General features: G+C 67.1%; 6 protein-coding genes. 4 read left to right on the top strand and 2 right to left on the bottom strand.

Going from position 1 to position 7,093, the window contains the following annotated elements:
• Positions 1–1,266, bottom strand: a 1,266-nt coding sequence (gene dbpA, locus AC27IQ_RS16710; protein ID WP_487090122.1) for an ATP-dependent RNA helicase DbpA, incomplete at its 3' end; no start/stop codon positions are given.
• A 104-nt stretch (positions 1,267–1,370) separates the two neighbouring features.
• Between dbpA and AC27IQ_RS16705 the strand changes: the two genes are divergently transcribed.
• From AC27IQ_RS16705 to AC27IQ_RS16690, 4 genes are read left to right on the top strand one after another with little or no spacing between them, the layout of a single operon-like run.
• Complete coding sequence (locus AC27IQ_RS16705) at positions 1,371–3,443, top strand: putative bifunctional diguanylate cyclase/phosphodiesterase (RefSeq protein WP_487090121.1); 2,073 nt, start codon at positions 1,371–1,373, stop codon at positions 3,441–3,443.
• Between the two features lie 47 nt (positions 3,444–3,490).
• Positions 3,491–4,972, top strand: a complete 1,482-nt coding sequence (locus AC27IQ_RS16700; protein WP_284392916.1) for an AMP nucleosidase — start codon at positions 3,491–3,493, stop codon at positions 4,970–4,972.
• A 46-nt stretch (positions 4,973–5,018) separates the two neighbouring features.
• Entirely contained in the window at positions 5,019–6,158 is a 1,140-nt protein-coding gene (locus AC27IQ_RS16695) for an AAA family ATPase (protein WP_487090120.1), read from the top strand.
• Entirely contained in the window at positions 6,155–6,649 is a 495-nt protein-coding gene (locus AC27IQ_RS16690) for a hypothetical protein (protein WP_487090119.1), read from the top strand. Before AC27IQ_RS16695 ends, AC27IQ_RS16690 begins: the two co-directional genes overlap by 4 nt.
• Positions 6,650–6,675: 26 nt before the next feature.
• Here AC27IQ_RS16690 and AC27IQ_RS16685 read toward each other — a convergent pair.
• A partial coding sequence (locus AC27IQ_RS16685) for a fructose-specific PTS transporter subunit EIIC (RefSeq protein WP_487090118.1) occupies positions 6,676–7,093 on the bottom strand: 418 nt, incomplete at its 5' end.

The following is a 7,093-nucleotide window of genomic DNA, read 5'->3' as shown; positions in this document are numbered from 1 at the left end:
CTCGCGCGCAAAGCCCATCTCGCCGGTGAGCGCACCCAGCACGTCGCCCGCGCGGATCTTTTCCTTGCGCCCGCCGATGATCTGGATGGTGGCCATGGGCGGCAGCAGCGGCCCGCCGGGGGCGGCGGTCAGCTCGGACAACGGGTGCCATTCCGACTCGCGGCCCTGCAACTGCTCGATCTTGCCCACGCTGCCCATCTCGGGCAGGCTGGCCAGGCTCAAGGCGAGGCCTTCGGCGTCCGCGCGGCCGGTGCGGCCGATGCGGTGCACGTGGATCTCGGGATCGGGGGTCACGTCCACATTGATCACCGCCTGCAACTGGGCGATGTCCAGGCCGCGCGCGGCCACGTCGGTGGCCACCAGCACCGAGCAGCTGCGGTTGGCGAACTGCACCAGCACCTGGTCGCGCTCGCGCTGTTCCAGCTCGCCATAGAGGGCCAGCGCATGAAAACCCTGCGCCTGCAGCACGCCCACCAGGTCGCGGCACTGCTGCTTGGTGTTGCAAAAGGCGATGGCCGATTCGGGCCGGAAGTGGTTCAGCAGCTGCGACACGGCGTGCAGGCGCTCGCTTTCCTTCACCTCGTACCAGCGCTGCGCGATCTTGGCCGAACCATGCTGGGCCTGCACCGTGATGCGCTGCGGCTCCTTCATGAACTGGCGCGCCAGGCGCTCGATGCCTTCGGGGTACGTGGCGGAAAACAGCAGCGTCTGGCGCTCGGCCGGGCACTGGCGCGCGACCTTGGCGATGTCGTCGAAGAAGCCCATGTCCAGCATGCGGTCGGCCTCGTCGAGCACCAGGGTGTTGAGCGCCTGCAGATCGAGCGTGGCGCGCTCCAGGTGGTCCATCACCCGCCCGGGCGTACCCACCACGATGTGCGCGCCGTGCTCCAGGCTGGCGATCTGGCCGCGCAGCGGCACGCCGCCGCACAGGGTGACCACCTTGATGTTCTCCTGCGCGCGGGCCAGGCGTCGCACCTCGGTGGCCACCTGGTCGGCCAGCTCGCGCGTGGGGCACAGCACCAGGGCCTGCACCGCGAAGCGGCGCGCATTGAGGTTGGCCAGCAGCGCCAGGGCGAAGGCCGCCGTCTTGCCGCTGCCGGTGCTGGCCTGGGCGATCAGGTCGCGGCCCAGCAGGGCCACGGGCAGGCTCGCGGCCTGGATCGGCGTCATGCGGGTGTAGCCCAGCTGCTGCAGGTTGGACAGGGTCGCGGGGTGCAGCGCCAGGGAGGAGAACTCGGCGCCAGCGCCGGAAACGGAAGAAGTCATCCCCGGATTATCCCGGGGCCCGGCCGGCAAGGCGGGCAAGGGCTTGCACCCCTCGCCAGCGGCGCCCCGATCGGCTATAAAACTTCGAGATACAAGGGTGGGACATGCCAGACACATCAAGCCGAGCGGACGGTCCTTCCCAGGACCCCCACTGCAGCAGCTCCCTGCTGCGGCTGCTGGCCGACTCCGTTCCGGCGCTGCTCGCCTACTTCGAATCGTCCACCCTGCGTTGTGTTTTTGCCAATCAGGGCTACGCCGAATCCACGGGCCACACGGTGGAGGCGATCCTGGGCAAGACGGTGCAGCAAGCCATCGGCGACAGCGCCTGGGCCTCGATCCAGCCCCAGATCCAGCAGGTGCTGCGGGGCGAGCGCGTGCAATACACGCGCAAGCAGCGGGTGCGTAGCGGGCCGCCGCGCATGATCGAGGTCAACCTCATTCCCCACCTGCACCCGAAGCTGGGACTGATGGGCGCCTTCGTGCTCATCAACGACATCACCCACCACTGGGAGGCCGAACGCGCGGTGCGCGAGAGCGAAGAGCGCATGCGCAAGTTCTCGCAGGCCACCGAAGAGGCCATCGTGTTCCACCGCGAAGGCCTGGTGACCGACTTCAACGAAGCGCTCACGCGGCTGATGGGCTACTCCCTGGCCGAGGGGCGCGGCCGGCGCATGCTCGATTTCGTGAGCGAGGAGTTCCGCCCCGTCACCGAGGCCTATGTGCGCGAGGGCCGCGAAGAGCCCTACGAAGTCACGGTGCTGCACCAGGACGGCCATGCCGTTCCCGTGGAGATCGTCGGCAAGACCATGCCCTGGAAGGGATCGGACTACCGCATCGCGGTGCTTCGCGACATCACCGCGCGCCGCCAGGCCCAGGAGCGCGAGGCCTTCCTGGCGCGGCACGATGCGCTCACGCAATTGCCCAACCGCACCACGCTCATGGAGCGGCTCACCGCCGTGATCGACTCCGCACAGCGCACGCCGCAGGCCGCCGCCGTGCTGTTCATCGACATGGACCATTTCAAGACAGTGAACGACTCGCTGGGCCACGAGGCCGGCGACATGCTGCTGTGCGAGGTGGCCCGCCGGCTCGTGCAGGGCGTGCGCTCGGTGGACATCGTGGCGCGCGTGGGTGGCGACGAGTTCGTCGTGGTGCTGCGCGACGCGCAGGACCGGCCCTCCGCCCTGGCGGTGGCCGACCAGCTGCTGGCCGACGTGTGCGCCGTGTTCCATGCCGACGGCACGCCGCTGTCGGTGTCGGTCTCCATCGGGGTGAGCATGTACCCCGACGACGGCGACACCGCGGCCGAACTGGTGCGCCGGGCCGACGCCGCCATGCAGCAGGCCAAGGACAGCGGCCGCGCCAACCGCCAGGCCTATGCCCCGGGCATGGAGACGCCCTCCACCGGCGTGCTGCAGCACGAGCGCCTGCTGCGCGACGCCATCCTGCACGGCGCGTTCGTGCTGCACTACCAGCCGCAGGTGCGTCTGGACGACGGTGCGCTCGTGGGCTTCGAGGCGCTGGTGCGCTGGCGCCACCCCGAGCGCGACCTTGTGGGGCCCATCGACTTCATCGCCTTCGCCGAGGCGCGCGGGCTCATCACGCCCATCGGCCGCTGGGTGCTGGTCGAGGCCTGCCGGCAGATGCGGGCCTGGCACGACGAGGGCCTGCCGCAGGTGCCGGTGGCGGTCAATCTCTCGGCGCTCGAATTCCGCCAGCGCGACGTGGCCGGCGAGATCGCGGGCGTGCTGCGCCAGACGGGCCTGGCACCGCGCTTTCTGGAGATCGAGCTCACCGAATCCGTGCTCATGCACGATGCCGACCAGGTGCGCCACACGCTGGACGCGCTCAAGGCCCTGGGCGTGCGCGTGTCCATCGACGACTTCGGCACCGGTTACTCGTCGCTCGCCTACATCAAGCGCTACCCGATCGACAAGCTCAAGATCGACCGCTCCTTCGTCTCGGACACGCCCGCCAACGAAGACGACGTGGCCATCGTCACCGCCATCGTCCAGATGGGCCGCAGCCTGCAGATCCAGACCGTGGCCGAGGGGGTGGAAACCGACGCCCAGCGCGACCTGCTGCGCGCCCTGGGCTGCCATCTGGCGCAGGGCTACCTGATCTCGCCGCCCATGGACCCGCGCCAGACGCGCGAGTGGCTGCTGAAAAAAAGATAGCGGGCCCGTCATCGGGCAGACCCGCGCGCCCGTGGACAATAGGGGCCATGGCCCAGATCCCCGACTTCACCGAGCCCACCCTTCATACCGATCCCGCCGAGGCGCTGTCGCAGGTGCAGCGCATCTACCAGCAGCAGATCGGGCACCTGCGCGATGCCATGCAGCGCTTCGTCGCCGGGGAGACCCCGGCCAGCCACGTGCGGGCCTTCTACCCCTTCGTGCGGGTGCAGACCACCACCGTGGCCCGCGCCGCCACCCAACTGGCCTACGGCTTCGTGGAAGGCCCGGGGCGGTATGAAACCACCCTCACCCGGCCCGACCTGTTCGCCAACTACTACGCCGAGCAGTTCCGCCTGCTGCGCAACAGCCACAACATCGAGCTGGAGGTGGGCATCAGCAGCCAGCCCATCCCCATCCACTTCTCGTTCGCCGAGCACGACCACATCGAGGGCACGCTGACCGCCCAGCGCCGCATGCTCATGCGCGACGTGTTCGACCTGCCCGACCTGGAGGCCATGGACGACGGCATCGCCAACGGCACCTGGGCGCCCCGCCCCGGCGAGGCCCAGCCCCTGTCGCTGTTCACCGCGCCGCGGGTGGACTACTCGCTGCACCGGCTGCGCCACTACACCGGCACCGCGCCCGAGTGGTTCCAGAACTTCGTGCTGTTCACCAACTACCAGTTCTACATCGACGAATTCGTGCGCCTGGGCCATGCCGAGATGGCCAAGCCGGACAGCGAGTACGTCGCCTTCATCGAACCGGGCAACGTCGTCACCCGCCGCACCGGCCTGCCGGCGCAGCCGGGCGACGAGCTGGGCGTGGCCCCGCCGCGGCTGCCGCAGATGCCGGCCTACCACCTCATGCGGGCGGACAAGAGCGGCATCACCATGGTCAACATCGGCGTGGGCCCGTCCAACGCCAAGACCATCACCGACCACATCGCCGTGCTGCGCCCGCACGCCTGGATGATGCTGGGCCACTGCGCGGGCCTGCGCAACAGCCAGCAGCTGGGCGACTACGTGCTGGCCCACGCCTATGTGCGCGAAGACCACGTGCTCGACGAAGAGCTGCCGCTGTGGGTGCCCATTCCCGCGCTGGCCGAGATCCAGATGGCGCTGCAGCAGGCCGTCGCCGACGTCACGCAGATCGAGGACGCCGACCTGAAACGCATCATGCGCACCGGCACCGTGGCCAGCACCGACAACCGCAACTGGGAGCTGCTGCCCGACAACATGCCCCAGCGCCGGTTCAGCCAGAGCCGCGCCGTCGCGCTGGACATGGAGAGCGCAACCATCGCCGCCAACGGCTTTCGCTTCCGCGTGCCCTACGGCACCCTGCTGTGCGTGAGCGACAAGCCCCTGCACGGCGAGATCAAGCTGCCCGGCATGGCCAACCATTTCTACCGCGAGCGCGTGGACCAGCATCTGCGCATCGGCATGCGCGCCATCGACATCCTGCGGGCCGGGGGCGTGAGCCGCCTGCACAGCCGCAAGCTGCGCAGCTTCGCCGAGGTGGCCTTCCAGTAGCCCACCTTCGACCATCGCCACACCGAAATCCGAGAGGAAGCGCACCATGCTGCAGAGGCTTTACATCCACAACTACCGGACCTTTCAGAACTTCGAACTGAAAATGGGCGACACGCACTCGACCCTGCTCATTGGACGGAACGGGGCAGGCAAATCGTCCGTGGCCCGCATCCTGCGATTGTTTCAAGCCATCGGCCGAGGCAACAATCGTTTGAAGGATTTGGTAAACCCTCGGGAGTTTTTTGGCGGAAAAAGCATCTCGCCCATGCGGCTCGAACTGGAGGCACTGGTGCAGGGACATGCATTTCGGTATGTGCTGGCACTTGAACTTCCCGAGAATTTCAAAGAACTCCGGGTTCTCGAGGAAAGACTGGAACGCGATGGAGAGCCCATCTACCAGCGCGAACAGGCCCAGGTATCCCTGCGCCGACAAGAGGCGCTACCTCTGGCGGATGCGCGCTTTCTGGTGGATTGGCACCTCGTGGCCTTATCGATCATTCAGGAGCACTCGACCTCCGATCCGATCCACATCTTCAAGACCTGGCTGGCCCGCATGGTGGTATTGGCCCCCGCGCCCGACCGCATGAAAGCGGAATCGGGAGACAAGACGCTGTGGCTCGAATCCAGCGCCGGCAACATCACGGACTGGCTGGCCGGTGTGCTTAGCCAGTATCCCGCAGCCTACTCGACGATCAGTGATTACCTCCAGAGCGTGATGCCCGACCTGCATGATTTTCTCTACGAGGATCTGGGCCAGGAAAGCCGCCGGCTGCTTGTCCGGTTTGCTCAGCGCGACCAGGGCACGCTGTCCCTGTCGTTCGATCAACTGTCGGATGGCGAGAAATGCTTTTTCCTGTGCGCCGTCATCTTGGCGGCCAACCGGCACTATGGTCCGCTGCTCTGCTTCTGGGACGAACCCGACAACTACCTGTCGCTGGCCGAAGTGAGTCACTTCATCATGGCATTGCGACGTGGCTTCGAAGGCCAGGGCCAAATCCTGATGACGTCGCACAACGAGGAATCCATCCGTCGGTTTTCCGACGAAAACACCTGGGTGCTGGGCCGCAGCACCCACCTGGAGCCCAGCCGGATCCGCCTGCTGAGTGAACTGCGTGAAACGGGCGACAGAGGCGAGGCGCCTGCGGACCTGATCCAGTCGCTGATCCTGGGCGAGTTGCAGCCATGAGCGTCAACCGGGAGCGGCCCCACGTCCTGGTGTTGCCAGAAGACGATGCCAACCGGCAGATCGCCAACGGATTCTTGAATTCGCTTTCCCTGCAGTATCCGCACAGAATGGACATCCTTCCACCGGCCGGCGGGTGGCCCGCAGTGCGGGACAGTCTCACCAGTAAGTACGTCGCTTATCTGCGCAAACACAGCGACGCACACCTGATCCTGCTGATCGATTTCGACAATCAGGTGCCGCAGCGCCGGGGCCAGTTCACGCCGCACATCCCCTTCGATATAAAGGACCGGGTGTATCTTGTGGGGACCCTCGACGAACCCGAGAAACTGCGCAAGGCGCTGAACCGGACATTGACCCCGGAAGGCATCGGCAAAACGTTGGCGGATGAATGCGGCAGTGGTGCCACCGCGCTTTGGCAACACGCGCACCTCGCACACAACGAAACAGAACATAAGCGCCTTCTTGCGCAGGTGCATCCCATCCTGTTCTGAACGACGGGCGCCTTTTTAGCGGCCATTCAGCCCGCCTCCCCTGGCAGCCGCCTTTTCAAGAGCCCCAGCGCCAGCGCCGTCACCCCCGTGCCGGTCGCGATCGCCAGCGCGTACAGCACCACGTGGTTGACCGCGTTCGGAATGGCCAGCACGAACACGCCGCCGTGCGGCGCCTGCAGGCCGATGTTCCACATCATCGACAGGCCACCCGCCACCGCCGCACCGGCCATGCAGGCGGGAATCACCCGCAGCGGGTCGCGCGCGACGAACGGAATGGCCCCTTCGGTGATGAACGCCAGGCCCAGCACGGCGACGGCCTTAGAAGCCTCGCGCTCCTCGGCGCTGAAGCGGCTGCGGAACACCCAGCACGCCAGCGCGATGCCCAGCGGCGGCACCATGCCCGCGGCCATGGTGGCGGCCATCGGGTTGGCCACGCCGCTGGCG

It is taken from the genome of Acidovorax sp. KPB24-07 (assembly GCF_057543315.1).
The sequence above is the reverse complement of the archived record's forward strand: the minus strand, read 5'-3'. Positions and strand labels throughout refer to the sequence as shown.